Here is a 26,565-nt window from a genome sequence, read left to right as displayed (position 1 = left end):
GAAGCCATGAGCCTCACCGCCGAGAAGACCGACGCAGCCGTCGTCGGCCGCGTCGCGCGTGTCACCGGGCCCGTCGTGGACATCGAGTTCCCCCACGACGCGATCCCCGAGATCTACAACGCGCTCAAGACCACGATCACCATCGGTGACACCTCCACCGAGATCACGCTCGAGGTCGCTCAGCACCTCGGCGACGACCTCGTGCGCGCCATCGCCCTGAAGCCCACGGACGGCATCGTCCGCGGCCAGGAAGTTCGCGACACCGGCGGCCCCATCTCGGTGCCGGTCGGCGACGTGACCAAGGGCAAGGTGTTCGACGTCACCGGCGAGGTGCTCAACGCAGCTCCCGGCGAGACGATCGAGGTCACCGAGCGCTGGGGCATCCACCGCAAGGCGCCGAGCTTCGACCAGCTCGAGTCGAAGACCGAGATGTTCGAGACCGGCATCAAGTCGATCGACCTCCTGACGCCGTACGTGCAGGGTGGAAAGATCGGCCTGTTCGGTGGCGCCGGCGTCGGCAAGACCGTCCTCATCCAGGAGATGATCCAGCGCGTCGCGCAGGACCACGGTGGTGTCTCGGTGTTCGCCGGTGTCGGCGAGCGCACCCGTGAGGGCAACGACCTCATCGGCGAGATGGAAGAGGCCGGAGTCTTCGACAAGACGGCCCTCGTGTTCGGCCAGATGGACGAGCCGCCGGGGACGCGTCTGCGCGTCGCTCTCTCCGCTCTGACGATGGCGGAGTACTTCCGCGACGTCCAGAAGCAGGACGTGCTGCTGTTCATCGACAACATCTTCCGCTTCACGCAGGCGGGTTCTGAGGTGTCCACGCTTCTCGGCCGCATGCCGTCGGCCGTGGGTTACCAGCCCAACCTGGCGGACGAGATGGGTGTGCTCCAGGAGCGCATCACCTCGACGCGCGGTCACTCGATCACCTCGCTGCAGGCGATCTACGTCCCCGCCGACGACTACACCGACCCGGCTCCGGCGACCACGTTCGCGCACCTCGATGCCACGACCGAGCTCTCGCGTGAGATCGCGTCCAAGGGTCTGTACCCCGCCATCGACCCGCTCACGTCGACGAGCCGCATCCTGGACCCGCGCTACATCGGCGCGGACCACTACCGCGTGGCCACGTCGGTGAAGCAGATCCTCCAGAAGAACAAGGAACTGCAGGAGATCATCGCGATCCTCGGTGTCGACGAGCTCTCCGAGGAAGACAAGATCGTCGTGTCGCGTGCGCGTCGCATCCAGCAGTTCCTCTCGCAGAACACCTACATGGCCAAGAAGTTCACCGGTGTCGAGGGCTCCACCGTCCCGATCAAGGAGACCATCGAGTCGTTCGACGCGATCGTCAAGGGTGACTTCGACCACGTCGCCGAGCAGGCGTTCTTCAACGTCGGCGGCATCTCCGACGTTGAGGCCAAGTGGGCGCAGATCCAGAAGGAGAACGGCTGACATGCCGCTGCGCGTGAACCTCGTCTCGGCCGACGCCGAGGTCTGGACCGGGGAGGCGTCGCTCGTCGTCGCCAAGACGGTCGAGGGCGAGATCGGCTTCATGCAGGGACACGAGCCCGTGCTCGCGATCCTCGCCCAGGGCGAGGTCCGCATCACGGGTGTCGACGGCAGCAAGACCCTCGCGAACGCCGAGGACGGGTTCCTGTCCATGGCGGGCGGCGAGCTGACGATCGTCGCCGGTCACGCGTCGCTCGTGTCCTGACCGCTTCTTCTCACGACGCGCGTCGTCCGGTTCGCCGGGCGGCGCGCGTCGTCCTTTTCCCGGAGTCTCATGCTCGTTCTCCTTCCGCCGTCCGAGACCAAGCGTGCGGGCGGCGACGGCCCGCCGCTCGACCTCGGCGCGCTCGCGCTTCCCTCCCTTCGCGCTCCTCGTGAGCAGGTCGTGGACGGTCTCGTGGCGCTCAGCGCCGACGCGGAGGCGGCCGCTCGTGTCCTGAAGCTCAGCGCGCGCCGTCGGCACGAAGTGGCCGACAATGCCGCGCTGCGGTCTGCGCCGACCCTGCCCGCGGTGGATCGCTACACCGGTGTCCTTTTCGACGCGCTGGATGCCGAGACCCTCGACGGGCCCGCTCGCGCGTGGTTGGGCGCGCATGTGCTCATCCACTCCGCGCCGTTCGGTCCCGTTGGTGCGCTCGAAGGCATCCCGGCCTATCGTCTCGCCGCGTCGACGTCCCTACCCGGTCTGCCCTCCCTCCGGAAGATCTGGGCGGATGCCGTGACGGCGGCGATCCGCGACGCGCGTCCGGACCTCGTCCTCGACCTGCGCTCCGAGGCGTACGCGGCTCTCGGGCCAGTGCCCGCCGACGTGGACGGCGTCTACGCGCGCGTCGTCTCTCGAGGTTCGGACGGGGTCGTACGCGCGCTCAACCACTTCAACAAGAAGGCGAAGGGGGAGTTGACCCGAAGCCTGGCTCGATCGCACGCACGGATCGGCTCCGTCGACGATCTCCTCACCTGGGGCGGCTCTGCCGGCCACGAGATGCGCAGTGTCGGGCCGGGCATCGTCGAGGTGGTCGTCTGATCCGCTGAGCCGGACCTTTCAGCGAACACTCAGCCTCGCTACGATGGCAGACGTACGTCGCGCGCCGTAGCGCGTCGGACGCTCTCCTGGAAAGGGAATGTTATGGGTGACTCCTACTACTCCGATGGCGGCAGCGGGCTGGGCGTTCTCGCGCTGCTCGTCATCCTTCTGCCGCTCGTCCTGATCCTGGCGGCCGCGGGATACGTCATCGGGTCCTTCCTCCTGATGAAGATCTTCGAGAAGGCCGGCGTCGAGGGAAAGTGGCGGGCATGGGTACCCGTCTACAACGCCCTGATCCTCGCGAAGCTGGGTGATTTCTCGCCGTGGGTCTACCTGGGCGTGGCCGTCGCCTCCGGCGTACTCACGAACATCCCGGTGATCGGGTGGCTTCTCGGGCTCGTCGGCCTCGCCGCGGCAGTTCTCATCGGCTACCGTGTGGGTCTCAAGTTCGGATTGGACTGGCCGTACCTGCTCCTGTGGCTTATCCCGGGACTCGGCACGATCATCTGGCTCGGCATCCTCGCGTTCGGATCGGCCTCGTGGAACCCGAACATCCCGCCCGCCCCGTGGGCGAACTCCTTCCTCGCCGACAAGACGGTGTGGAACGGCGTCCCCGTCCAGCCCGGTCAGCAGGTCGCTCCGGCCCCCGCGGCCGGCTACGGCGCACCCGCCGGGTACGCGCCGCCCGCGCAGCCCTCCACGCCGCCTCCGGCCCCGCCCGCCGCGGGGACCACGCCGCCCCCGCCGGCGCCCCCGGCCGGGCCCACGCCTCCGCCCCCCGCGGGTCCGCAGGTCTGACATCACCGATGGGCTCCTCGCACGGCGGGGAGCCCATCGTCGTCTCTGCCCACAGCGCCGCGCCCACGGCATCCCTGAGGACCGTGTCCGCGTCGACTAGGATGACAGGGCCGCGCGGTTCCGCCGGCGAAGATGTCGGCCAACCGGAGGATCTGTTCGTGCCCGAGGTGACCACGCACACGCGTACCGTTCCGCTGTCGGATGGAGCGCTCGATCTCTCGTGGGCGGCGATCACCGACACGGGTAAGCGGCGCGAGGTCAATCAGGACGCCGTGCTCGCGGAGTTCCCCCTGTTCGTGGTCGCTGATGGCATGGGCGGTCACCTCGGTGGGGAGATCGCCAGTGCGAGCACGGTGGATCGGCTCCGCGCTGTGGTCGAGGGCGGTTCCGTCTCGCCCAAACACATCGAGAAGGCCCTCGCCCGCGCGGTGAAGGACATCGTCTCCCACCCCGAGACGACGGATGAGGGAACCGGGACGACGTTGACCGGCCTCTACCTCGAGGCCTCGGGCGACGAGCCGCACTGGGTCACCCTCAACATCGGGGACTCGCGCGTCTATCTCCTCCGCGACGACGACATCGTGCAGATCACGACCGACCACTCGGTGGTCCAGGAACTCATTGCCGCGGGGCGGTTGAGTCCGGAAGAGGCCGAGAACCACCCGTACGGCAACGTCATCACCCGCGCGGTGGGGCCGAGCGACAGCGTCAAGCCCGACTACCTCCGGCTCGAGGTGCTCGACGGCGACCGCTTCGTGATCTGCTCGGACGGACTGACGAAGGAACTCACCGATTTCGGCATCCGTCATTTCCTGGATGCCAATCCCGACCCGTCCGCAGCGGTGGAGGCCATGATGGCCGCCGCGCTGGAAAACGGGGGCCGCGACAACATCACCATCGTCGTGCTCGACGTCGCCCGCCGCGGGGCCTGACGGCGCAGAACTTGACCGGGGAGCGTCGCTGCTCCTACGTTCAGCACATGACCACCGCACCCGAACGGACGGCCGGCAAAGGCCTCGCCGCAGGTACCCTCGGCCTCTGGGGCTCGACCGTCATCGGCCTGGCATCCACTGCCCCGGTGTACTCACTCGTCGCGACGCTCGGCTTCGTCATCGCGGCCGTCGGCGGGTCCGCGCCCATCGCCTTCATCCTCGCGTTCATCCCGATGCTGTTGATCGCCTTCGCCTACCGCGAGCTGAACAACGAGGTGCCCGACTGCGGCACCACGTTCACATGGGGGACCAAGGCGTTCGGCCCGTGGGTCGGCTGGATGGGCGGCTGGGGTGTCGCCGTCGCGGGGACCGTCGTCCTGGCGAACCTCGCGCAGATCGCCGGCATCTATGTCTGGACGCTGATCGGCGACGGCTCACTCGCGGAGAACGTGCCGCTGGTGACCGCCACGGGTGTCTTCTTCATCGCCGCGATGACCTACGTCAGCTACCGGGGTGTGGAGATCGGCGAGCGGATCCAGAACATCCTCCTCGGGCTGCAGTACCTCGTGCTGGCGCTGTTCGTCGTGCTGGCCCTCTGGAAGTTCTTCGACGGCACGGCCCCCGACCCGACGCCGTTCGACCTTCAGTGGCTGAACCCCTTCGGGTTCCAGGACCGGGAGGGCTTCACGGAGGCCGTGCTGCTGGCGCTCTTCATCTACTGGGGCTGGGACACGTGTCTCGCCCTCAACGAGGAGACGAAGGATCCCAAGCGCATTCCCGGCCGCGCAGCGCTGCTGACCACCGTGATCCTGCTCGGCACCTACGTCGCGGTGACGATCGCCGCGATGATGTACGCCGGCGTCGGCGAGGAGGGCGCGATCTACAACGTCGACGACGTGTTCCTGGCGCTCAAGGACGGGCTCTTCGGACCGTTCGGGTGGCTCCTCGTCCTGGCGGTCATCGTGTCCGCCGTGTCGTCGACGCAGACCACGATCCTCCCGACCGCGCGCGGCACGCTCGCCATGGCCGCCTACAAGGCGCTGCCGAAGCGGTTCGCCGAGGTGCACCCGCGATTCCAGACGCCGTCATTCTCCACGATCGTGATGGGTATCGTCGCGAGTCTCTACTACATCGGGATGACGCTCATCAGCGACAACATCCTGCAGGACTCCATCTCGTCCCTCGGGCTCGCGATCGCCTTCTACTACGGCCTGACCGGCTACGCGTGCGTCTGGTACTTCCGCCGCGACCTGTTCACCTCCGCGCGGAACCTCATCTACCGCGGCATCCTGCCCCTCCTCGGGGCGCTGATGCTCACGTACGCGTTCATCCAGTCGGCGATCGACATGTTCGCGGTCGATTACGGCAACACCGAGCTGCTCGGCGTGGGCGGGACGTTCGTGCTGGGTATCGGGTCGCTGGCGTTCGGCGTCGTCCTGATGGTGCTGTGGTACCTGTTCCCTGCCGCCAAGGCGTTCTTCCGCGGCGAGAGTCTCAACCGAGACACCGAGGTTCTGGTGCCCGAGGAACCCATCACGTACCCGCGCTCGGTGGACGGCGGGATCTGAGCTTCTCGCCGGTCCGTCCTCGAAAGGGGCGGACCGGCGAGGCGGCTTCAGACCGCGGCGCGGATGACGCCGACGGGCTGGCCGCCGCCGAGAACGCTCAGCGGGAGAGCCGCCAGGGTGTCCGCGACCGCCGCGGACTCCAGTGCACCCGCTCGCTCGAGCAGGCGCAGGGCGACGGCGTGGGCGGCACGGTTCGAGCCGTCGAGCATCTTCAGCGCGACGGTGGTGCCGTCGGGCGCCGTCATGACCTGCACACCCTCGGCACCCTTCTTCGAGAAGACGCCGAGCCGTTCGATGACGACGGCGTCCTCCAGGCCCGGTCCGTCGATGACCCACGGGTTCTCGCGCACAGCGCGGACGAGAGCGCCCGCGCTGCGGTGAAGGGCGAACGGCGAACGCTCCGACGCGGTCCCGATGCGCTGAATGGCGCGGGCCAGTCCGATCAGACTCAACGCGTAGACCGGGGCGCCGCAGCCGTCGACCGCGGTGGCGGTGATGCGTTCACCCACCAGCCGCTCGATGACCTCGCGGATGTGCACCTGGAGCGGGTGCTGCGGGTCGAGGTAGCCCGCCGTCGGCCACCCGTTCGTGACGCACGTGAGCAGCATCGTGGCGTGCTTGCCGGAGCAGTTCATACGAAGCGGGGAGGGCCCGCCGTGATCGCGAACGAGCTCGTCGCGCGTCTTCTGGTCACCCGGCCACGCGGCCGGGCACCCGAGGTCGTCTTCGGTGAGCCCGACGGACTGCAGGATGCCGCGAGCCACCTCGACGTGACGGTCCGTGCCGGAATGGCTCGCCATGGAGATCGCGAGGCGTTCGCCGGTCAGCTCGGCGCCCGCGGAGAGGCACGCCAGGGCTTGCAGGGGCTTCATGCTCGATCGGGGCAGGAACAGCGCCGCCGGGTCGCCGAGAACGAGATGCTCGGACCCGTCAGGCGAGAGGACCACGGCGACGCCGTGGTGGCGCGACTCGATGAATCCGCTGCGTTCCACGACGGCGAGTTCGACGGCATCCGGTGCGGTGTCAGGCATCCGTCCATGGTATCCGCCGGGTCTGCGCGCCGCCGGGCCCGCTGGCGCGCCCGGGCGCCGGGGAGAGGGCAGGATGGAGACCATGATCGGAGAGCACCAGTACCGCTTGCACGCGACGTGGACCGGCGACCGAGGGACCGGGACCAGCGGGTACCGCGACTACGACCGCTCCGTCTCTCTCGAGGTCGACGGCAAGCCACTGCTGGAAGCGTCGGCCGACAAGCCGTTCCGCGGCGATCCGGGGAAGTGGAACCCGGAAGAGCTCCTGCTCGGCGCCCTCAGTGAATGCCACCTGCTGTCCTACCTGCACGCGTGCGTGACGACCGGCGTGACGGTCGTCTCGTACACCGACGAGGCGACCGGGACCATGGTCGAGGACGGCAAGGGCGGGGGAGCGTTCACCGACGTCCTCCTGCGCCCGCGTGTCGTGGTGGCGGAGGAGTCGATGATCGAGGCCGCGGTCGCCGCGCACCGGCAGGCCCGCGAATGGTGCTTCATCGCGAACTCCGTGAACTTCCCGGTGCGGCACGAGCCGGTGGTGACTGCGGCCTGACGCTGCCGCGGTCGTAGGGTAAGCATGTGCAGCTCGAACCCGCCCTGCGACGCCTCGACCGTCTCGCCGGCGGCCGTCAGGCCGATCATCGTGTCCCGCCGTCGGAGGACCCCCGTGTCCGCCGCGCCTTCATGGCCGTGACGATCCTGCTGGCGGCCGGCTTCCTCCTCGGGGTGGCGACCGTCGTTGTCGCCGCGGTGATGACTCTCGGGGGAGACGACGTCGGTTTCGCCGTCTGGATGCGATGCCTCGTCGTCCTCGCCATCACCACGACGCTCTTCTACTTCCTCTGGCGTGCGCGGGCGGGCTGGTACTGGGCGTTCCGTCGCCTGCAACTCTTCAGCCGGATCTTCCCGGTGGTGGCGCTCATCCTTGCGGCCATCCCGGGCCTGTACCCGTTCTGGGTCGTCACGGAGCAGATCCTGTTCGCGATCCTGCTCATCGGCGTCTCGGACTATCTTCAGTCGGATGCCGTGCGCGCGGCCTTTCCGAAGCCGGGTCGGTGAGGCGTCGGCATCCGGACGCCGAACACCTCGGGAATGACGGAACCCCGCCGGCACGGGGCCGACGGGGTTCCGTTGTGACGGGAGCGCTCAGCGCACGTCGTCGTCGACCCAGTCCATCGACTTGGTGACGGCCTTCTTCCACAGGCGCAGCTCGCGGTCGCGCTCGTCGGAGTCCATGTCGGGCTCCCAGCGCTTGTCCTCCTGCCAGTTGGCGCGGAGGTCGTCGAGGTTGTCCCAGAAACCCACCGCAAGGCCGGCCGCGTACGCGGCGCCCAGCGCGGTGGTCTCGGCGACGACCGGACGCACGACGGGCACGCCGAGGATGTCGGCCTGGAACTGCATCAGCGCGTCGTTGGCGGTCATGCCGCCGTCGACCTTGAGCTCGGTGAGGTCGACGCCGGAGTCGGCGTTGACCGCGTCGAGCACCTCGCGCGTCTGGAAGGCCGTGGCTTCCAGCGCGGCGCGGGCGATATGGCCCTTGTTGACGTAGCGGGTCATGCCCACGATCGCGCCGCGGGCGTCCGGACGCCAGTACGGAGCGAACAGACCCGAGAACGCCGGCACGAAGTAGACACCGCCGTTGTCGTCGACCGAGCTGGCGAGCGCCTCGACCTCGGGGGCCGACGAGATGATCCCCAGCTGGTCGCGCAGCCACTGGATGAGCGAACCGGTCACCGCGATCGAGCCTTCGAGGGCGTAGCGGGCGGGCTGGTCGCCGAGCTTGTAACCGAGCGTCGTCAGCAGGCCGTTCTTGGAGTGGACGATCTCCTCACCCGTCTGGAAGATGAGGAAGTTGCCGGTACCGTACGTGTTCTTGCTCTCGCCCGGATCGAACGCCGCCTGACCGAAGGTCGCGGCCTGCTGGTCGCCCAGGATGCCGGCCACCGGGGTTTCGCGCAGGAGCGACGAGGACTCGACCTGGCCGTAGACCTCGGAGGAGGAACGGATCTCGGGGAGCATGGACTTCGGAACGCCGAAGTCGGCCAGGATGTCGTCGCGCCATTCGAGCGTCTCGAGGTCCATGAAGAGCGTGCGGCTGGCGTTGGTGACATCGGTCGCGTGCACGCCGCCGTCGATGCCGCCGGTGAGGTTCCACAGCACCCAGGTGTCGGTGGTGCCGAACAGCAGGTCGCCGGCTTCCGCCTTCTCGCGCGCACCCTCGACGTTCTCGAGGATCCAGACGATCTTGGTGCCCGAGAAGTAGGTCGCGAGGGGCAGGCCCACGATGCTCTTGTAGCGCTCGGTGTCGCCATCGGCGAGGCGGTCGACGATCGACTGCGTGCGCGTGTCCTGCCAGACGATGGCGTTGTACACCGGCTTGCCGGTGTTCTTGTCCCAGACCACCGCGGTCTCGCGCTGGTTGGTGATGCCGACCGCGGCGATGTCGTGGCGGGTGATGTCGGCGCGGCTGAGGGCCAGACCGATCACTTCCTGGGTGTTGCGCCAGATCTCGAGGGGGTCGTGCTCGACCCACCCGGCCTTCGGGAAGATCTGCTCGTGCTCCTTCTGTCCGACGGAGACGACGCCGCCGGACTTGTTGAAGATCATCGCGCGCGTCGAGGTCGTGCCCTGGTCGATGGCGAGGACGTAGTCGGCCATGGATGGACTCCTTTGTCAGTGGGTGGAGGTTGTGGGAAGGAGAAGAAGAGGGGCGGGGGCGCCGGTGGCGACGCCCCCGCGGAGGATCACTTCGAGGCGAGGTGCAGGAGCACCGGGGCCAGCAGACCCGCGAGGAGACCACCGACGAGGGGGCCGACGACCGGCACCCAGGCGTAGCCCCAGTCGCTGGAGCCCTTGCCCTTGATGGGGAGGATCGCGTGGGCGATGCGGGGACCGAGGTCACGCGCGGGGTTGATCGCGTAACCGGTCGGGCCACCGAGGGAGGCGCCGATACCGACCACGAGCAGAGCGACGGGAACGGCGGCGAGACCACCGATGCCTCCCGGGACACCGATGTCCGCGACGCCGTAGTCGGCGAATCCGAAGATCACGAACACCAGGACGAAGGTCGCGATGATCTCGGTGAGGAGGTTCCAGCCGTACGAGCGGATGGCGGGTCCGGTGGAGAACACGCCCAGCTTGGCGGCGGGGTCGGGCTCGTCGTCGAAGTGCTGCTTGTAGGAGGCCCACGCGAGCACGGCACCGACGATGGCACCGACCAGCTGGGCGGCGACGGCCACGAGGAACTGGACGAAGCCGATCTTGCCCGCGACGAGGAGTCCGATGGAGACGGCGGGGTTGAGCTGTGCACCGGAGTAGGCGGACACGATCACACCGGCGAAGACGGCGAGACCCCACCCCCAGTTCACCAGCAGGAATCCGCCGGCATTGCCCTTGGTCTTGGCCAGCGCCACGTTGGCGACCACACCGCAACCCAACAGGATCAGCATGGCGGTGCCGACCACCTCGGAGAAGAAGTACAGCCCCAGATTCACATCTTGCATGTCGTCATCGACCTTTCTGTTTTACCCGGCCGCCATCGGCTCGGACGTAATGCGGCTCGGTATCCCGAATGTATGACCGCCGCGCGGGCGCGCAACAGAAGGCGCGCCCGCACGTTCTCTCAGATTCGGGCGACCCCGGCCTCGGCCAGATCGACCCGGTGCGCGGTGCGCAGCGACTCCGTCGCGGCGGCGATCTCCTCGTCGACGCGAGCGGCGTCCCAGCCGAGCGGACCTGCGACGGCCTCCGCGACCTCGCGCAGCGTGCGCTCGGTCATCCCACCGACGAACGCGAGGTGCGTGCGGCGCAGCAGCACGTCGATCAGGTGGACGACCTGCTCGTTCTCGGCGATCCAGACCAGCTCTTCGCGGTAGTAGCCGGGCACGTTCTCGAGAGCGGTGGGCTCGGCGGGGAGGACGGCGAGGATCGCGTCGGCGCGCGTGCCGTAACGCTCGAGCATGGCATCCACGAGTTCGGCCGAGTGAGCATTCGTGCGGGCGGCGACCCAGCGGCGCCGCTCCTCGCGCGACGCGGGGAAGCCCTTGCCCCCGCCGATGGGCAAGCCCTGGGTGCTCACGCGGTGCGGGCGGCGCAGCTTCTGCAGCGTCTTCATGCTCAGGTGCTCGGCCAGCGCGCGGAACGTGGTCCACTTCCCACCGACGAGGCTCATGGCCGGGATGCCGCCGATCTCGTCGTCGACGATGCGGTAGTCGCGCGAGACGAACCCGGGCGCGGTGTCGTCGTGGCGGGGGAGCGGACGGATGCCGGAGAACGTGTAGACGATCTGCGAGCGGTCCACGGCCACGGTGGGGAAGACGTGGCCGATGAGGTCGAAGAAGTACTCGATCTCGTCGTCGGTGCAGACGACCGGGGTCGACGGGTCGGCGTCGATGTCGGTGGTGCCGACCAGGACGCGGTCCTTCAGGGGGTAGATGAGGACGATGCGACCGTCGGAGTGCTCGAAGAAGATCTCGCGCCCGCCGGTGGCGGCGAGCAGCTCGGGGTTGTCCAGCACGATGTGCGAGCCCTTCGTGCCGCCCATGAACTGCGTCTGGAGGCCGAGCGCGCCGTTGGTGAGGTCGGTCCAGGGACCCGAGGTGTTGAGGATGACCTTGGCCTTGACCGAGAACTCCTCGCCGGAGACCTCGTCGCGCACGCGGACGCCGTTCTCGTCGGCCCCGACGGCCGAGACGTAGTTGACGGCCTGCGTGCGGCCGCCGCCCGCGACGATGCCGTCGTGCAGTACGTCGAGCGCGATGCGCTCCGGGTCGTGCATCGAGGCGTCGAAGTACGTGGCCGTGTAGGCGAGGTCGGGGTTCAGGCGGGGGAGCTCGGCGAGGGACTTCTTCTTGCCGAGGAACTTGTGCCGGGGGACCGTGCCGCCGTCGCGCGAGAAGGTGTCGTACATGATCAGGCCGACCTTGATCAGCAGCGCGCCGCGCTCGTTGGGCTTGCCGCGACCGTGCGTGACCAGCAGACGGAACGGAGCGGACAGGATGCCGGAGAACGTCTTGTAGATCGGGATCGTCGTCTCGAGCGGCTTGACGTAGTGGGGTGCGGTCTTGAGCAGGTCGTTGCGCTCGGTCACGGCTTCCTTGACCAGGCGGAACTCGCCGTTCTCGAGGTAGCGGATGCCGCCGTGCACCATGTGGCTCGAGGCCGAGGAGGCGCCGGAGACGAAGTCACCGCGCTCGACGAGCGCGACCTTCACGCCCTGGAGGGCGAGGTCGCGGAGGGTGGCGATGCCGTTGATGCCCCCTCCGATGATGAGGACGTCGAGGTCTTCGGCGTCACGGAGCGCCTGGACGTCGGCGCGGAGCGAAGAAGCGGGGGACGACATGTCGACTGCGACCTTTCGTTGGAGTACGCCTGAAAGAATGCGCGCCCCTGCACGTTGTTGCAAGCCCCTTGAACAAACGTGCAGAATGAGCATTCGACGAAAGGGCGGTCATGACGACCCAGACCGAGGAGCGCTCCCGGGACGCATTGCGTGCCGCGCAGCTCTACTACATGCAGGACCTGACGATGGATGCCATCGCCCACGAGATGCGAGTCTCGCGGTCCTCCGTGTCGCGGCTGCTTCAGCACGCGCGCGACGTCGGGCTCGTCACCATCTCGATCAGCCCTCCCGATGACGCCCGCGGCCAGATGGCCCAGCGCATCGCCGACCGGTTCGGAATCACCGCGCACGTCGTGCCGACACCGGCGCGGACGTCCGAGGCCGAGCGGCTCGAGCGCACCGCCCTCACCGCGGCGCGCATCCTCGCCGAGCGCATCGAGTCGTCGATGACGATCGGTATCGCCTGGGGGTCGACCCTCTCCGCCATCGCGCGTCACGTGCCCTCGAAGGACGTGCACGACACCCACATCGTGCAGATGAACGGGGCCGCGAACCTCCGGACATCCGGCATCCCGTATGCGGGGGAGATCCTGTCGAAACTCGGGGCGGCATGGTCCTCCTCGGTGCACCAATTCCCGGTGCCCGCCCTCTTCGACGACCCGCGGACCAAGCAGGCGATGTGGCGGGAACGCTCGGTGCGGTCGGTGCTGGAGATCCAGCAGCGGGTCGGGCTCTTCGTCTTCGGCCTCGGGTCGCCGCACGCCGATGTGCCCTCGCATGTCTACAGCGGCGATTACTTCGACGAGCGCGATCGCGCGATCATCGAGCGGGAGGGCGTCGTCGGCGACTGCGCGACGGTGTTCTATCGCGTCGACGGATCCTGGGACATCCCCGAACTCAACGCCCGCTCGAGCGGACCGGACCTCGACACCGTGCGGCGGATCCCGCGCCGGTTCTGCGTCGTGTCGAGCCTGTCCAAGCTCACCGCCCTCCGAGGCGCGCTGGCCGCCGGCCTCGTCACCGAGCTCGTGGTCGAGGAGGCGCTCGCGCGTCGTCTGCTCAGCGTCACGCGCTGAGCAGACGACGCCGCGTCACACCTCGCCGAAACCCTCGTCGATCAGCGCGCGGAGTTCGTTCAGCGCGTCCTGAGCCTGCGGGCCGGATGCCGTCACCCGGACTCTCGTGCCCTGGCGGACGCCGAGGGCCATGAGGGCCAGCAGGCTCCGCGCCGACACCGGGGGCGTCTCGCCCCCCACCTCCGCGATCTGCACGTCCGCGTCGAAGCGCGAAGCCGCCTTGACGAACGTCGCGGCCGGGCGGGCGTGCAGACCCGAGGGGTTGATCACCGTCGTCTCGAACGAGAGGTCCTCGGACGGAGGCGTCGGCGCCGGGGCGGGCGCGTCCTCCGAAGGGTCGCCGAGCTGACGTCGCTTGGCCTCGGCCGCCCCCGCGACCTCGGCGGCGACCGCCGTGAGCGTCGCACCGCCCGCGGCGGTCACGACGGCGCTCACGAGACCCTCGACGAACGGGGCGGGGCTCAGGACGACGCGGTCGGGGGTCGCGGCGAACTCGAGCGCCATCTCCGCGCTCAACAGCGCCGACCCGAGGTCCATCAGGACCAGGACGCCATCCCCCGAATCGACCTCGTCGAGTGCGGCCGCGATCGCCGTGGCATCCGTTCCGAGGTCGCCGTCCGGACCTCCGGCCGCGACACGGACGGCGGGCGGGTCGTCGCCGCCCATCCTCAGCGCCAGATCGACCGCGGCCTCGGCGAGCGGGCGGCTGTGCGAGACCGCGACGATGCCGATCACCCGCGGGCCGCCAAGGTGTCGCTCAGCGTGCGGAAGAGGAGCGCCGACGAGGCCGCCCCCGGATCGATGTGTCCGGCGCTGCGCTCGCCGAGGTAGCTCGCGCGTCCCTTGCGCGCGACGAGGGGCGCGGTCGCATCCCGGCCCTGCTCGGCGGCCTGGGCCGCGGCCGCTGCGGCGCCCCTCGCATCCGCGCCCGAGGCGACGGCGTCATCCCACGCCGCGAGGGCGGGGAGTTGCGCGTCGACCATCGTCTTGTCACCCGGCTCGGCCTTGCCGCGGGCCACGACGCCTTCGGTCCCGGCCCGGAGGGCGGCACCGAGCGCGGTGGCATCCGCGGGATCGGTGAGAGCGGGGCCGATGCGCAGGAAGAACGTCCCGTACAGCGGACCGCTCGCACCGCCCACCGACGAGACGAGGGTCATACCGACCGTCTTGAAGAGCTCGGCCGGAGATGCGGGCGGCGTCTCGAGCTTGGCGACGACGGCATCGAGGCCGCGGGCCATGTTCGAGCCGTGATCGGCGTCGCCGATCGCCGAGTCCAGGGCGGTGAGCTCATCGCGGTGCTCCTGTACGGCATCCCGGAACGCACGGATCCAGGCGACGAGATCGTCGGTCGTGACGGCGTCGCTCATGCGCCCCACCGGAGTCCGGGGGTGACGACGGGTGCGTCCCACAGGCGCAGGAACTCGTCATCGGCTTTGACCACGGTGAGCGAGGCGCCGGCCATGTCGAGGCTCGTGATGTAGTCCCCGATCAGCACGCGCTGCACGTCGACCCCGGCCTCCGCGAGGAGCGGCGCGATCTCGCCGTAGAGCAGGTACTGCTCGATGAGCGGCGTGCCGCCGAGCCCCGACAGCAGCACGATCGCGGGTCCGACCGGCTCGCCGAAGTCGTGGACGATCGGGTCGACCATGAGTTTCGCGATCTCGTGCGCGGAGGCGAGCTTGACGCGGGTGCGGCCCGGTTCTCCGTGGATGCCGACCCCCACCTCCATCTCGTCGTCGGGCAGCTCGAACGTCGGGTGGCCGACAGCGGGAACCGTGCAGCTCGTGAGGGCGACGCCCATCGAACGTCCCGCCTCGGACACGCGGCGGGCGAGCGCGGCCACGGCGTCGAGGTCGGCCCCCTCCTCGGCGAGGGCGCCGACGATCTTCTCGAGGATCACGGTGGTGCCGGTGCCGCGGCGGCCCGCGGTCCACGTCGAGTCCTGGACCGCGACGTCGTCGGCGACCACGACGGACTCGACGCGGACGCCCTCGGCGGCCGCGAGCTCGGCGGCCATCTCGAAGTTCAGCACGTCGCCGGTGTAGTTCTTCACGATGTGCAGCACGCCCGCGCCGGAATCCACGGCCTGCGTCGCCGCGAGCACCTGGTCGGGAGTGGGGGAGGTGAACACCTCTCCGGCTGCCGCGGCGTCGAGCATGCCGCGCCCGACGAAGCCGCCGTGCATCGGCTCGTGACCCGAACCGCCGCCGGAGACGAGCGCGACCTTGCCCTCGCGCGTGGGTTCACCGCGCAGGATGACGCGGTTCTCGGTGTCGATCCGAAGCTCCGGGTGAGCGGCGTGGATCCCTCGCAGGGCTTCCGCCAGCACGTCGGCCGGGTCGTTGACGAACTTCTTCACGGGTGCCTCCTCGTCGTGGCTGAGGCGGGTTCGGGCCCGCCTCTTCAGACCATGCTCGCCGGGACGCGTCGCGTCAAGGGTCTATGGGCCCTCCTCGTCGGAGCGTGCCACGTGCCGGACGTCCGCTCAGATGCGTTCGTGCGGCAGGACCTGCTTGATGCGCTCGAGCGGAGTCTGCGCGGGAACCTCGTTGTACGCGTTCGCCAGTTCCTGCTCGCTGAGGGCGTGGATGGCGGCCATGATCTCGTCCGTCGCACCGCGGCGCGCACGGCCGGAGGACGCGGCGCCGTGCGGGGAGAGGTCGAGCGGTGCGCCGAACCGCACGGTGATGCGTTCTTTCGTCGTGGGCACTTTCGCCCCGACCGGCATGACCTTGTCGGTGCCGATGAGGCCGACGGGAACGACCGGGGCTCCGGTCTGCAGTGCGAGGAACGCGACCCCGGTGCGGCCCTTGTAGAGCCGGCCGTCGAGAGAGCGCGTGCCCTCGGGATACAGGGCCACGGCGCGGCCGTCCTCGAGGAGTGCGCGCTGCTGGTCGAGTGCGTCCAGCGCCGCTTGACCCGCGCCGCGCTCGACCGGGATCGCACCGATGGCGGTGAAGAATTGGCGAGACGCCCACTTCTCGAAGTACGCCGACTTCGCGAGGAAGTGCACCGGCCGGGGCGAGGCGACCGGGATGGCGATGGAGTCGATGAACGACAGGTGGTTGCTCGCGAAGATCACCGGCCCCGTCCGCGGGACGTTGTCGCGTCCTTCGACGCGCGGGCGGTAGACGGCGCGGGCGAGCGGGGCGATGAAGAAACGCCCGAGGCCGTAGGCCGCGCCCATCTGCTTCGGTGGGACGGCGGGGGTGCCGCCCGGTTCGTCGGAGCTCACCCATCGAGGCTACTGTGCGCCGCATGCGCCCCCGTGCATGGGGTTGCCGGTCGGGGGCTCCCAGCGACGGCAAAGGGGGATGGGGGATGATGGGTCGGTTCCCATCGTCTTCGAGAGGTCTGCCGTGCGCTTCCGCCCGATCGCTTCCCTGTCCGTCGCCGCTGCCGCGGTCCTGCTGCTGGCGGGGTGCACCGGCTCGTCGACCGACAGCTCCACCCCGGACGCCAGCGGCTCGGCGGACCCGGGCGCGTGCCAGAGCGCCCTCTCCCAGGGCGAGGCGTCCGGCGACGTGCAGGTGTCGGGCGACTTCAAGGGCAAGGTGCAGGTCACCCTGCCCTCCGGCTACGCCCCCGCCGGTCTCGAGCGCTCCACGCTCATCGAGGGCACCGGCCAGCAGGTGCGCGCCGGCGATGTCCTGCGTGCCAACTTCACGCTGGTGGATGCCGCTACCGGCCAGGTTCAGCTGGACTCCCAGACCTCGGCGCCCGACGGCATGGACACCCTCATCTCGTCGCAGCAGATCTTCGGCGCGGCTCTCGAGTGCGCGACGATCGGTTCGCGCACGGTCTCGGCGTTCCCCGCCGGTGCGCTCGGCGAGGGATCGCCGGCGTTCGTGCTCGTGGCCGACGCCCTCGAGGAACTCCCGACGCGCGCCGACGGCACCGAGGTCGCCCCGGCCGAGGGCATGCCCACCGTGACCTTCGACGACAAGGGCGCGCCCACCATCACGATGCCGGACGCCCCGGCGCCCACCGAGACGCGCGTGGTCAACCTCCGCCAGGGCGACGGCGACGTCGTGAACCCCGGCGACCAGGTCATCGTGCAGTACACCGGCGCGCTGTACGACGACGGCACGGTGTTCGACTCCAGCTGGGAGCGTGGCCAGCCGGCCGAGTTCGCCACCACCGGAGTCGTCCCCGGCTTCAAGAAGGCGCTCGAGGGGCAGACCGTCGGTTCGCAGGTCCTCGTGGTCATGCCGGCCTCGGACGGCTACGGCGACAAGGGCCAGGGCAGCATCCCCGCCAACGCCCCGCTCGTGTTCGTGGTCGACATCCTCGGAGTCCAGCACGCGGACGCGTCCGGTCAGTAGTCTGATCCGATGCGTCGCGTCGTCATCCTCGGTTCCACCGGTTCGATCGGCACGCAGGCGCTCGACGTCATCCGCGCCAACCCCCACCGGTTCGAGGTCGTCGGCCTCGCGGCCGGTACCGACCGCGCGGGCGTCGAGGCGCAGGCGGCGGAGTTCGGCGTCGACGAGGTGGCGCTCGGCGCCGCGGAGGCCGTACGGCTCGTGCGCGACATCCCCGCCGACGTCGTGCTCAACGGCATCACGGGGTCGGTCGGGCTCGGCCCGACCCTCGCGGCGCTCGAGGAGGGCCGCACGCTCGCCCTGGCGAACAAGGAGTCCCTGATCGTCGGGGGCGACCTCGTCACGCGGCTGGCCGCTCCCGGCCAGATCGTCCCGGTCGATTCCGAGCACTCCGCGATCGCGCAGGCGCTGCGCTCGGGCGAACCCGAAGAGGTGCGGCGCCTGGTGCTCACGGCATCCGGGGGTCCGTTCCGGGGGCGCTCCCGCGCGGAACTCGGCGACGTCACGCCCGCCCAGGCGCTTGCGCACCCGACGTGGGATATGGGGCGCGTCGTCACGACGAACTCCGCGACGCTGGTGAACAAGGGACTCGAGGTCATCGAGGCGCACCTGCTGTTCGACGTGCCGTACGAGCGCATCGACGTCGTGGTGCACCCGCAGTCGATCGTGCACTCGATGGTCGAATTCCTCGACGGCTCGACGATCGCGCAGGCCTCGCCGCCCGACATGCGGTTGCCGATCTCCCTCGGGCTGGACTGGCCTCACCGCATCGCGGGCGTCGGGGTGCCGCTGGACTGGACGGCCGCGACCCAGTGGACGTTCGAGCCGCTCGACGAGGAGGCCTTCGGGTCCGTCGCCCTCGCCAAGCGCGTCGGTGGCGCCGGGGGCACCTATCCCGCCGTGTTCAACGCCGCCAACGAGCAGGCGGTGGATGCCTTCCACGAGGGGCGGCTGAGCTTCCTCGGCATCGTCGAGGTCATCGAGCGCGTCGTGGATCGCCACGACGCCCCCGCCGAGCTCACCCGCGAATCCCTCGCCGACGCCGAGGCGTGGGCGCGCCGCACGGCCGACACGGTGATCGCCGCGCTCTGACCACCCCGGATCGGCGGCCGCGCGCCGCACGCGCACAACTCCTGCAGGATGCCGGCTTCGTGCGCCCGGGCGCGGGCGCGGCACCGACCGTGCCGGAGTTGTGCTCGCCCTGACGAGCAGGTCGTGCCGATGGAAGGGCAGCAGGCGCCCGGGCTCAGGCCGGGAAGTCGACCGGGCGCTCGGGGTCGGACGACGGGGTGCGGTCGGCAGGGTAGGGGACCGGCCACTGCGGGTCGGGCACGGGCCAGCCGGCGGCGCGCAGGGCGCGGCGCGAGAGCTCCCGGGCCGAGTACGGCGTGCGCACCCCGCGGATGTCGCGGTAGTCCTGGTGTCCGGGGCCGGCCCACAGGATCGCGTCCCCCTCGCCGACGAGCTTCACGGCCTCGAGGATCGCGCGCTCGGGCGGCGTGAACTCGTGGATCTCGGCGTCGGGTCGCGCGCGGCGCGCCCCTTCCACGAGAACCTGGCGGATGGCATCCGGATTCTCGTGCCGGGGGTGGTGGTCGGTGACGATGAGGATGTCGCTGCCCTCGACGGCGGTGCGGCCCATGTCGTGGCGCTTCGTCGCGTCGCGGTCGCCGTCGGCGCCGAAGAGCATGACGACGCGGCCGGGGGTGACGCGCCGCACCGCGGCGAGCGTCTTCTCGAACGCGTCGGGGGAGTGGCCGAAGTCGACGTACACCGCGGGACCTTCCGGGCCCGAGACCAGCTGCGTGCGGCCGGGGAGGGATGCCGCGATGCGGCCGCCGTCGAGGGCGGCGGTCAGCGCCTCCCACGTGTGGCCGGCCTCGAGCAGCATGACGATCGCGAGACCGGCGTTCGCGGCCATGTGGCGTCCGATGACCGGGACCACGGTCGTCAGCGACCGCCCGTCGCGGTCGCGCAGCGTGAATTCGGTGCCGTCCTGCCGCTCGTCGACGATCTCGACGGTCCAGTCCGCCTCCGCGGTCGGATCGGCGGCGATCGCGGGCGCGACGATCGTGACCACCGGGATGTCGGCGCGGGCCGCGATCTCGGCGCCGGCGGGGGAGTCGAGGCACACGACGCCGCGCCGCGAGCGATCCGCGCGGAACAACGGGAGCTTCGCCTCGAAGTACTCGCGCATGTCGGCGTAGTCGTCGAGGTGGTCGTGCGTGAGGTTCGTGAAACCTGCGACGTCGAACAGCAGCCCATCCACCCGGTGCCGCGTGAGCGCCTGCGCGCTCACCTCGACGGCGACCGCCTCGACGCCGCGTTCGCGCATGAGGGCGAGCAGCGCGTGGAACTCGGATGCCTCGGGCGTCGTGAGCCGCGACACGATGACCTCGCCCGCGATGTGGCGCTCGGCCGTGGACGACAGGCCCGTGACGACCCCGAGCTGCCCCAGGATGCCTTCGAGCAGGTGGGACACGCTCGTCTTGCCGTTCGTGCCGGTCGTGGCCAGCAGTTGCGGCAGGTCGTCGTCAGGGCCGGTGCCGTACACCCACGCCGACAGGTCGCCCAGGAGCGCGCGCGGGTCGGCGACCACGACGATGGGGAGTCCGGTCGGCGCGGCGATCTCGGCACCCGCCTCGTCGGTGATGACCGCGACGGCGCCGCGCTCGGCGGCGGTGGTGGCGAACTCCGCGCCGTGGCGGTTGACGCCGCGGATCGCGACGAACGCCTCGCCGGCGCGGAGATCCGCGGTCGCGAGCGTGATGCCGGTGAGAACGGTGCCCGCGACGTCACCGATGCTGCGCACGCCGAAACGGCGGGCCAGCTCCGAGAGATCGCGGCGCGGCGGGTGCTCCGGCCGGAGGACGGGCGGGAGATGGGAAGGCGTGTCGATCGGCATCCCTGCCATTGTCTCATCCGCCCCCGCACAGGCCCCGCATCGGCGCCGCACGGGAGGTTCCAAGGACAGCGGCGGTATCGTCGGCAGGTGACCGCGATCGCCTTCCTCATCGGCGTGCTCGTGCTCGTGATCGGCCTGGCCGTCTCGATCGCCCTGCACGAGATCGGGCACCTTCTGCCCGCGAAGCTCTTCGGCGTGCGCGTCGGGCAGTACATGATCGGCTTCGGTCCGACGCTGTGGTCGCGCCGCATCGGCGAGACCGAGTACGGCGTCAAGCTCCTGCCCCTCGGCGGATTCATCTCGATGTCGGGCATGTACCCGCCCGCCCCCGAGGGCGACGCGCAGCCGACGCGCCGCTCGCGCCTGTTCGCGACGATGATCCAGGACGCCCGGGATGCCAATGCCGAGACGATGATCGCCGGCACCGACCGCGTCTTCTACAAGCTCCCGGTCTGGAAGCGGATCATCATCATGCTCGGTGGACCGGTGATGAACCTTATCCTCGCCCTCGTGCTGTCGGCCATCGCGGTGAGCGGGATCGGCATCACGGCGGGCACCACCACCGTGGCGTCGGTCTCGCAGTGCGTGATCCCCGCCAGCGACAACCGTACGGATTGCACGGCGGCCGACCCGGTCGCTCCGGCAGCGGCCGCCGGCATCCGTCCCGGCGACGTCATCATCTCGGTCGACGGCACGCCGGTCTCGACGTTCGATGAGACGGCAGCCATCATCCAGCGCTCGCCGGGGAAGGCGCTGCCCGTCGTCATCGAACGGGACGGTGCGCAGCAGACGGTGACGATCACACCGGCGACCTCGAATCGGGCGGTGACGGATGCGACCGGTCACCCCGTCCTGGATGCCGCGGGCTCGCCCGAGTATCAGACCGTCGGCTTCGCGGGCCTGGCGCCGCAGTCGGCCCTCGTGCCGCAGCCCATCTGGGCGGGTCCGGAGGCCACGATCCAGCAGGTCGGCCAGGTCGCGCAGATCATGTCGCAGCTGCCGGTGCGCGTCTACAACACGGCTATCGACCTGTTCACCGGCCAGCCGCGTGACCCCAACGGGCCGCTGAGCGTCGTGGGCGCCGGCCGCCTCGCCGGGGAGTTCGCCGCGATCGATGCGCCGATCCTCGCGCGCGTCCAGGCGATCATCGCGCTGCTGGCATCGCTGAACATCGCCCTGTTCGTCTTCAACCTCATCCCGCTTCTGCCGCTGGACGGCGGGCACGTCGTGGTCGCGCTGTGGGACGGCCTCAAGCGCTGGTTCGCCCGCGTCCGCGGCAGGGTCGCCCGGCCGGTGGATGCCACCAAGCTCGTGCCCGTGACCTTCGTCGTGGTCATCCTGCTCGTCGGGATGGGCGGCATCCTGTTCCTCGCGGACGTCTTCAACCCCGTGCAGCTGCTGTAACGGCGACACAACTCCTGCGCGGGCCTCGTTTCGCGCGACTTCGGGCCGGACGCGACTCGGAGAGCACGAGTTGTGCACCCGGCCGTCAGAGGGCGGCGGCGATCAGACGCTCGAGTGTGCGCATGCCGTCACGCGACAGGATCGACTCGAGGTGCCCCTGCACGCTCGAGAAACGCTCGCCGCGGAGGGCGTACACGTCGCCGGTGTCGGTGTCCGCCGCGATCTCGACGCCGGGGGGCAGCGTCTCGGGGAGTCGCGCGGTGAAGGTGTTGTAGAACCCGATGGACGCGGGCTCGCCGAACACATCGACGCTTTTCTGCAGACCCTGGTGCGGCTGCGCGAGCGGCGCCAGGTCGAGCCCCACTTGATCGGCGAGGATCTGGTGGCTCAGGCACACGGCGAGGAGCGGAGCCTTCGCGTCGCGGCGGCGGGCGACGACCGCGCGCATCGCAGCGATCCGGGGGCTGGCGTCGTCGCGCGGGTCGCCCGGTCCGGGGCCTGCAACGACGAGGTCGGCGGCATCCACGTCCGCGTCTGTCGCCTCGGACCAGTGCACGATCCGGGCGTCGAGACCGAGGTGGCGCAGCTGGTGCGCGAGCATCGTGGTGAAGCGGTCCTCGGCATCCACGACGAGGGCCGTCCGACCCGCGAACGGGCCGGTGCCATCGGGATCCTGCGGGTTCATCCAGAACGGCGCCAGACGCTCGTTGCGGGATGCCAGCAGTTCGGCGATCGCGGGGTCCTCGGCGAGCGGGCGGCGCTCGGCCACCGGCGCGTCGGGGTCCGCGTCGGCAGGGAGCGAAGGCACATCGCGGGGGATCGCGCCGATCGCGCCGAGCACACCGGCGGCCTTGCCGTGCGTCTCGCCGACCTCGCCGTACGGGTCGGAGTGGCGCACGAGCGTCGCGCCGACCGGAACGCGCAGGCGGCCGTCGACGAGGTAGGCGGTGCGGATGAGGATCGGGGCGTCGAGGTCGTGCGTGGGGCCCTCGGTCGCCCCGTTCGGCGTGAACAGGGCGGCGACGCCGGAGTAGTAGCCGCGTGGCGCCGTCTCGTGACGGGCGATCACCGTGCACGCGTTCTGCATCGGGGAACCGGTCACGGTGGGTGCGAACATCGTCTCGCGCAGGATGTCCCGCGGGTCGAGCGTGCTGCGGCCGCGCAGCATGTACTCGGTGTGCGTGAGGCGCGACATCTCTTTGAGGTGCGGACCCGTGATGCGGCCGCCGTCGCTGCACACGGCGCTCATCATCTTGAGCTCCTCGTCGACGACCATGAACAGCTCCTCGGTCTCCTTGGTCGACCGGAGGAACTCCGCGAGGGTCTCCGCCGTGGCGCCGCCCCGCGGGTGCCGGAACGTGCCCGAGATGGGGTTCATCGTGACGACGCCGTCGCGGGCGCTTACGTGCGCCTCGGGGCTGGCGCCGACGGCGACGTGCCCGGGCGTCACGACCGCGAACGTCCAGTACGCGCCCTTCTCGTGCTCGAGGAGCGCGCGGAACCACGTCAGCGCGGCGACCCGCGGGTCGGCGTCGACCCCGGCGACGAAGTCGCGGCGAATGACGAAGTTCGCGCCCTCGCCGCGGCCGATCTCGTCCGCGATCACCCGGCGCACGATGTCGGCATAGGCCTCGTCGTCGATGTCGAATCCGGCGTCCTGCAGGGCGACGGGGGAGGAGGGGAGGGATGCCATGACCTCGGCGCGGGGGAGTGGCATCCGTTCCTCGATCACGAGGCAGCGGAGCGGCGCGCCGTCGTCGTGGCAGACGAACCCGCGCTCGCGCACCTGTCGGAAGGGGACCAGTGCCAGCACCTCGCGCGGTGCGCCGTCGGCGTCGACGAGCGGGATGTCGGCCAGCAGCTCGACGTCGACGACGGTGCCGGTGAGCACCTCGACCGTCGCGTCGTCGCGGGCGATCAGCGCGAAGGGCGCGTCGCTGGCGAGGAGGTCGTGGATCAAGGAGGAGGGGTCGGGCCCGGTCATCGAAGTACTTCCGTCAGTGATCGAGGGTCCGGAGCGGCCGCCGGAAACACGAAGACCGCCCCGATCCCGAGGGAGGGCGGTCTGTCGCACGCGTGCTCACCGCCTAGACGGTGGGCCACCAGCCGGTATACGCGCGCATGGCGCTGAATTTATCACAGAGCGGCCCTCCGCCCCCGCCCGGGTGCGGCGGCGTAGGCTGGGGGCGTGCCTGCAGTGAACATCGGGATGCCCCGCGTGCCGGAGGTCCTCGCTCCCCGTCGCAAGACCCGCCAGATCCGCGTCGGCAAGGTCCTCGTCGGCGGTGACGCTCCCGTCAGCGTCCAGTCGATGACCACCACGCCCACGACCAACATCAACGCCACGCTGCAGCAGATCGCCGAGCTCACGGCATCCGGTTGCGAGATCGTGCGCGTCGCCGTCCCGTCGCAGGACGACGCGGACGTGCTGCACATCATCGCCAAGAAGAGCCAGATCCCGGTCATCGCGGACATCCACTTCCAGCCGAAGTACGTCTTCCAGGCCATCGACGCCGGGTGCGGCGCTGTGCGTGTGAACCCCGGCAACATCCGCAAGTTCGACGATCAGGTCGGCGCGATCGCCAAGGCCGCGAAGGACGCGGGAGTCTCGCTCCGCATCGGCGTCAACGCCGGCTCGCTCGACCGGCGCCTGCTCGAGAAGTACGGCAAGGCCACGCCCGAGGCACTCGTCGAGAGCGCCGTGTGGGAGGCCTCGCTGTTCGAAGAGCACGACTTCCACGACTTCAAGATCTCGGTCAAGCACAACGACCCCATCGTCATGGTGAAGGCCTACCGCCTCCTCGCCGAGCGGGGCGACTGGCCCCTGCACCTCGGTGTCACCGAGGCCGGGCCCGCGTTCCAGGGCACCATCAAGAGCGCCACCGCCTTCGGCATCCTGCTCTCCGAGGGCATCGGTGACACCATCCGCGTCTCGCTCTCGGCGCCGCCGGCCGAAGAGGTCAAGGTCGGCCACCAGATCCTGCAGTCGCTGAACCTCCGCGAGCGCAAGCTCGAGATCGTCTCGTGCCCCTCGTGCGGTCGCGCGCAGGTCGACGTCTACACCCTCGCCGACAACGTCACCGAGGGCCTCAAGGACATGACGGTGCCGCTGCGCGTCGCCGTCATGGGCTGCGTCGTCAACGGTCCCGGTGAGGCCCGCGAGGCCGACCTGGGTGTCGCGTCCGGCAACGGCAAGGGACAGATCTTCGTGAAGGGCCAGGTCATCAAGACCGTGCCCGAGGCCGACATCGTCCAGACGCTCATCGAAGAGGCCAACCGCCTCGCCGACGAGATGGGCCCGAACGCCGCCCCCGGCACCGCGCAGGTCATCACGGCCTGACGAGGCCACCCGTGCGGCGGTGGCCCGCGTTCGGCGTGCGCGGGACCCGATAGCGTCGGAAGTCGTATGTCCGCTTCCGCCGCCGCCCCCGCATCCCCCCACCTCGACGCGTCCGCGATCCGTCCGATCGTCGCCGGTGTCATCACCGCGCTCGTCGGGTTCACCAGCACGTTCGCCGTCGTCCTCACCGGCCTCCGGGGCGTCGGAGCGACCGCCGACCAGGCTGCGAGCGGTCTGCTGGCCCTCTGCGTCGTCATCGGCTTCGGATGCCTCTTCGTCGGGGCCCGCTACCGGATGCCGATCACGATCGCGTGGTCCACGCCCGGTGTCGCGCTGCTCGCCGCCACCGGCGCCGTCGACGGTGGCTGGCCCGCTGTCGTGGGCGGGTTCCTGGTCTCGGCGGTCCTGATCCTGCTCGCGGGCTTCTTCCCGCCGCTCGGCGCGCTCATCGCCCGCATCCCGCCGTCGATCGCGCAGGCGATGCTCGCGGGAGTCCTGCTGCCGCTGTGCGTCGCGCCGTTCACCGGCCTGCTGTCGGACCCGTGGGGTGTGGCGCCGGTGCTCGTCGTGTGGCTCGTCGCCGCGCGGTTGCTACCGCGCTGGGCCGTGCCCCTGGCGTTCGTGGCCGCGACGGTCGTGATCGTGATCGGGATCGTCCGGTCCGGCGCGCAGGTGGACCCGGCGACTCTCGTTCCCCGCGTGGAGTTCGTCATGCCCACCCTCACGTTCGGCTCGGTGGTCGGCATCGGTATCCCGCTGTTCGTGGTGACCATGGCATCGCAGAACGTGCCCGGGGTCGCCGTGATGCGGAGCCTCGGGTACACCGTTCCGTGGCGGCCGGCGATGATCGTCACCGGGCTCGGCTCAGCCCTGGCCGCGACCGCCGGCGGCCACGCCGTCAACCTCGGAGCCATCAGCGCCGCCATCGCGGCAGGACCCGACTCGCATCCCGATCCGAACCGCCGGTGGCTCGCGAGCATTTCGGTCGGCGGCTCGTACTTCGTGCTCGCCGGGCTCTCATCTGCCTTCGCGGCGCTCGTCCTGCTCGCGCCCGCGGGCGTGATCCCCGCCGTCGCGGGCGTGGCGCTGTTCGCCGCGTTCGGCTCGGCGATCCAGCAGGCGATCGACGATCCGGGCGAGCGGATACCCGCCGTGGTGACGTTCCTCGTCGCGGCGTCGGGCGTCGCGGTCGCGGGGGTCAGCGCGGCGTTCTGGGCGCTGCTGGCCGGGCTCGTGGTGCGCGCCGTGCTGCACGCGGGGCGGCGACGCGCGGTCTGAGCTGCGCGAACCTCGCAGATTCCGCCGAAGT

General features: G+C 70.2%; 24 protein-coding genes. 14 read left to right on the top strand and 10 right to left on the bottom strand.

The genetic code is table 11. The annotated features are described in order from the left end of the window. Positions 1–6: 6 nt before the first annotated feature. From atpD to AVW09_RS10545, 6 genes are all read left to right on the top strand, one after another. Positions 7–1,455 (top strand): F0F1 ATP synthase subunit beta, encoded by a 1,449-nt coding sequence (gene atpD / locus AVW09_RS10570; protein WP_063258034.1) that lies wholly within the window; start codon positions 7–9, stop codon positions 1,453–1,455. Between the two features lies 1 nt (position 1,456). Continuing rightward, the gene (locus tag AVW09_RS10565; RefSeq protein WP_063258033.1) at positions 1,457–1,717 is read left to right on the top strand and encodes a F0F1 ATP synthase subunit epsilon; all 261 of its coding nucleotides are present in this window, start codon (positions 1,457–1,459) and stop codon (positions 1,715–1,717) included. A 69-nt stretch (positions 1,718–1,786) separates the two neighbouring features. Then, a complete protein-coding gene (locus tag AVW09_RS10560; protein WP_063258032.1) occupies positions 1,787–2,536 on the top strand; it encodes a YaaA family protein in 750 nt (249 codons plus the stop codon). A 102-nt stretch (positions 2,537–2,638) separates the two neighbouring features. Beyond that, on the top strand, positions 2,639–3,334 hold the full coding sequence (locus tag AVW09_RS10555; protein WP_063258031.1) for a hypothetical protein: 696 nt from the start codon (positions 2,639–2,641) through the stop codon (positions 3,332–3,334). A gap of 158 nt (positions 3,335–3,492) precedes the next feature. Further along, positions 3,493–4,266: a PP2C family protein-serine/threonine phosphatase gene (locus tag AVW09_RS10550; protein WP_063258030.1), complete on the top strand. Its 774-nt coding sequence runs from the start codon at positions 3,493–3,495 to the stop codon at positions 4,264–4,266. 47 nt (positions 4,267–4,313) lie between these two features. After that, a complete protein-coding gene (locus AVW09_RS10545) occupies positions 4,314–5,834 on the top strand; it encodes an APC family permease (RefSeq protein WP_063258029.1) in 1,521 nt (506 codons plus the stop codon). Between the two features lie 47 nt (positions 5,835–5,881). Here AVW09_RS10545 and AVW09_RS10540 read toward each other — a convergent pair whose 3' ends face one another. Further along, the gene (locus AVW09_RS10540) at positions 5,882–6,865 is read right to left on the bottom strand and encodes an asparaginase (protein WP_063258028.1); all 984 of its coding nucleotides are present in this window, start codon (positions 6,863–6,865) and stop codon (positions 5,882–5,884) included. 82 nt (positions 6,866–6,947) lie between these two features. Between AVW09_RS10540 and AVW09_RS10535 the strand changes: the two genes are divergently transcribed. Both AVW09_RS10535 and AVW09_RS10530 read left to right on the top strand, forming a co-directional pair. Then, entirely contained in the window at positions 6,948–7,418 is a 471-nt protein-coding gene (locus tag AVW09_RS10535) for an OsmC family protein (RefSeq protein ID WP_063258027.1), read from the top strand. Between the two features lie 26 nt (positions 7,419–7,444). Further along, positions 7,445–7,924: a hypothetical protein gene (locus AVW09_RS10530; protein ID WP_063258026.1), complete on the top strand. Its 480-nt coding sequence runs from the start codon at positions 7,445–7,447 to the stop codon at positions 7,922–7,924. 87 nt (positions 7,925–8,011) lie between these two features. Here the strand turns inward: AVW09_RS10530 and glpK are convergent, their stop codons facing one another. From glpK to AVW09_RS10515, 3 genes are all read right to left on the bottom strand, one after another. Next, on the bottom strand, positions 8,012–9,523 hold the full coding sequence (glpK, locus tag AVW09_RS10525) for a glycerol kinase GlpK (RefSeq protein WP_063258025.1): 1,512 nt from the start codon (positions 9,521–9,523) through the stop codon (positions 8,012–8,014). A gap of 86 nt (positions 9,524–9,609) precedes the next feature. Next, a complete protein-coding gene (locus AVW09_RS10520; protein WP_063258024.1) occupies positions 9,610–10,368 on the bottom strand; it encodes an MIP/aquaporin family protein in 759 nt (252 codons plus the stop codon). 119 nt (positions 10,369–10,487) lie between these two features. Beyond that, positions 10,488–12,206: a glycerol-3-phosphate dehydrogenase/oxidase gene (locus AVW09_RS10515; protein WP_063258023.1), complete on the bottom strand. Its 1,719-nt coding sequence runs from the start codon at positions 12,204–12,206 to the stop codon at positions 10,488–10,490. Between the two features lie 110 nt (positions 12,207–12,316). On the opposite strand from AVW09_RS10515, the gene AVW09_RS10510 reads away from it, so the two are divergent. Beyond that, positions 12,317–13,282 (top strand): sugar-binding transcriptional regulator, encoded by a 966-nt coding sequence (locus AVW09_RS10510; protein WP_022878079.1) that lies wholly within the window; start codon positions 12,317–12,319, stop codon positions 13,280–13,282. A gap of 15 nt (positions 13,283–13,297) precedes the next feature. Here AVW09_RS10510 and dhaM read toward each other — a convergent pair whose 3' ends face one another. From dhaM to AVW09_RS10490, 4 genes are all read right to left on the bottom strand, one after another. Next, a complete protein-coding gene (gene dhaM, locus AVW09_RS10505; RefSeq protein WP_063258022.1) occupies positions 13,298–14,017 on the bottom strand; it encodes a dihydroxyacetone kinase phosphoryl donor subunit DhaM in 720 nt (239 codons plus the stop codon). After that, entirely contained in the window at positions 14,014–14,649 is a 636-nt protein-coding gene (gene dhaL / locus AVW09_RS10500) for a dihydroxyacetone kinase subunit DhaL (protein WP_063258141.1), read from the bottom strand. Before dhaL ends, dhaM begins: the two co-directional genes overlap by 4 nt. Beyond that, on the bottom strand, positions 14,646–15,641 hold the full coding sequence (dhaK, locus tag AVW09_RS10495) for a dihydroxyacetone kinase subunit DhaK (protein WP_063258021.1): 996 nt from the start codon (positions 15,639–15,641) through the stop codon (positions 14,646–14,648). Before dhaK ends, dhaL begins: the two co-directional genes overlap by 4 nt. Positions 15,642–15,767: 126 nt before the next feature. Continuing rightward, positions 15,768–16,469: a lysophospholipid acyltransferase family protein gene (locus AVW09_RS10490; RefSeq protein WP_231901821.1), complete on the bottom strand. Its 702-nt coding sequence runs from the start codon at positions 16,467–16,469 to the stop codon at positions 15,768–15,770. A 172-nt stretch (positions 16,470–16,641) separates the two neighbouring features. On the opposite strand from AVW09_RS10490, the gene AVW09_RS10485 reads away from it, so the two are divergent. Then, complete coding sequence (locus AVW09_RS10485; protein ID WP_063258019.1) at positions 16,642–17,607, top strand: FKBP-type peptidyl-prolyl cis-trans isomerase; 966 nt, start codon at positions 16,642–16,644, stop codon at positions 17,605–17,607. 9 nt (positions 17,608–17,616) lie between these two features. After that, positions 17,617–18,699 carry a 1-deoxy-D-xylulose-5-phosphate reductoisomerase gene (gene dxr, locus AVW09_RS10480; protein ID WP_063258018.1) on the top strand — a complete coding sequence of 361 codons (1,083 nt, stop codon included), beginning with the start codon at positions 17,617–17,619 and terminating at the stop codon, positions 18,697–18,699. 154 nt (positions 18,700–18,853) lie between these two features. On the opposite strand, the gene AVW09_RS10475 is transcribed toward dxr, so the two are convergent. Further along, the gene (locus tag AVW09_RS10475) at positions 18,854–20,512 is read right to left on the bottom strand and encodes a Mur ligase family protein (RefSeq protein ID WP_063258017.1); all 1,659 of its coding nucleotides are present in this window, start codon (positions 20,510–20,512) and stop codon (positions 18,854–18,856) included. An 87-nt stretch (positions 20,513–20,599) separates the two neighbouring features. Between AVW09_RS10475 and AVW09_RS10470 the strand changes: the two genes are divergently transcribed. Next, positions 20,600–21,916 carry a M50 family metallopeptidase gene (locus AVW09_RS10470; RefSeq protein ID WP_063258016.1) on the top strand — a complete coding sequence of 439 codons (1,317 nt, stop codon included), beginning with the start codon at positions 20,600–20,602 and terminating at the stop codon, positions 21,914–21,916. A gap of 85 nt (positions 21,917–22,001) precedes the next feature. On the opposite strand, the gene AVW09_RS10465 is transcribed toward AVW09_RS10470, so the two are convergent. Continuing rightward, positions 22,002–23,900 carry a chorismate-binding protein gene (locus AVW09_RS10465; RefSeq protein ID WP_063258015.1) on the bottom strand — a complete coding sequence of 633 codons (1,899 nt, stop codon included), beginning with the start codon at positions 23,898–23,900 and terminating at the stop codon, positions 22,002–22,004. A 204-nt stretch (positions 23,901–24,104) separates the two neighbouring features. Here AVW09_RS10465 and ispG point away from each other — a divergent pair, with 204 nt between their 5' ends. Together ispG and AVW09_RS10455 are read left to right on the top strand one after the other, a co-directional pair. After that, positions 24,105–25,256 (top strand): flavodoxin-dependent (E)-4-hydroxy-3-methylbut-2-enyl-diphosphate synthase, encoded by a 1,152-nt coding sequence (gene ispG / locus AVW09_RS10460; RefSeq protein WP_197462609.1) that lies wholly within the window; start codon positions 24,105–24,107, stop codon positions 25,254–25,256. Between the two features lie 66 nt (positions 25,257–25,322). Continuing rightward, positions 25,323–26,534 (top strand): benzoate/H(+) symporter BenE family transporter, encoded by a 1,212-nt coding sequence (locus AVW09_RS10455; protein WP_063258014.1) that lies wholly within the window; start codon positions 25,323–25,325, stop codon positions 26,532–26,534. Positions 26,535–26,565: the final 31 nt, after the last annotated feature.

The organism is Microbacterium sp. T32 (assembly GCF_001619615.1).
Lineage (GTDB): Bacteria > Actinomycetota > Actinomycetes > Actinomycetales > Microbacteriaceae > Microbacterium.
Note: the sequence above shows the minus strand (reverse complement) of the source record. Positions and strands in the feature narration are given on the sequence as shown.